Origin of the sequence: Marinagarivorans algicola (assembly GCF_001292705.1) — a bacterium.
Lineage (GTDB): Bacteria > Pseudomonadota > Gammaproteobacteria > Pseudomonadales > Cellvibrionaceae > Marinagarivorans > Marinagarivorans algicola.
Genome location: NZ_LGAK01000102.1, coordinates 1 through 932, shown reverse-complemented (window position 1 = coordinate 932; position 932 = coordinate 1). Strand labels below are relative to the sequence as shown.

The 932-nt window shown below is 45.0% G+C and carries 2 protein-coding genes; both read left to right on the top strand.

Annotated features, from left to right (window positions below):
- Positions 1 to 205, top strand: a 205-nt coding sequence (tnpB, locus tag AC438_RS16350; RefSeq protein WP_156317137.1) for an IS66 family insertion sequence element accessory protein TnpB, incomplete at its 5' end; no start/stop codon positions are given.
- Positions 206 to 235: 30 nt separating this feature from the next.
- Positions 236 to 932, top strand: a 697-nt coding sequence (locus AC438_RS16345; RefSeq protein WP_156317136.1) for an IS66 family transposase zinc-finger binding domain-containing protein, incomplete at its 3' end; no start/stop codon positions are given.

The window sequence follows — 932 nt, the reverse complement described above, 5'->3', positions numbered from 1 at the left end:
AAATCGCATGCGGGATAAGGTGAAAATACTGTACTGGGATAAAACAGGTTTTGCCCTTTGGTATAAACGCTTGGAGAAAGCTCGCTTCAAGTGGCCAAAGAAATGTGGCGATACGTTTGAAATCAGCGAACAACAACTGCACTGGCTACTCGAGGGTTACGATATCGAGGGCCATCAAGCGATTTATTTTTCATCTGCCAGTTAATTTTCCCTGCATAGATGGTAAAATCCATGCATGGAAAATGACGACTTAAAAAATAAAGTTCAATCTCTCGAAGCACAAAATAAGTTGCTCAAAGAAGAGAATGATTTTTTGCGCGAGCAATTCAATCTTGCTCGCCATCGTCAATTTGATGCCTCGTGCGAAAAGGCGAGTGTACAGCCGTCGCTATTTAATGAGCCTGAAGCGGAGCTTGATGAACCTGAAAAGGTCGAGCCGCAACCTCAAGAAAGTAGCACCACTAAAAAATCTCAACCTAAGCGTAAACCTCTGCCAAAAGACTTACCGCGCGAAACGCGTGTCATTGATATAACTGACGAAGAAAAAGTCTGCCCTTGCTGCAATGGTGAGCTTCATCAATTGGGTGCTGAGACCAGCGAACAGCTTGAGTACATCCCCGCTTCAATTAAAGTCATTGAAACCGTTCGCCCCAAGTATGCCTGTCGTACGTGTGAGCAGAATAACACTCACACACCCATCAAAATTGCGGATGTACCGGCATCGCCTATTCCCAAGAGCATCGCGACACCGAGCTTACTGGCACAGGTAATACTTCAAAAATACCAATTTGCATTGCCGCTGTATCGCCAAGAGGCGCTCTTTGCGCAATTGGATATCACATTAAGCCGCAAAACACTCGCTACATGGATGGTTCGCTGTGCCGATCTTTTAGAGCCTGTCATACATCAGCTAAAAGACATTTTATTAGAGC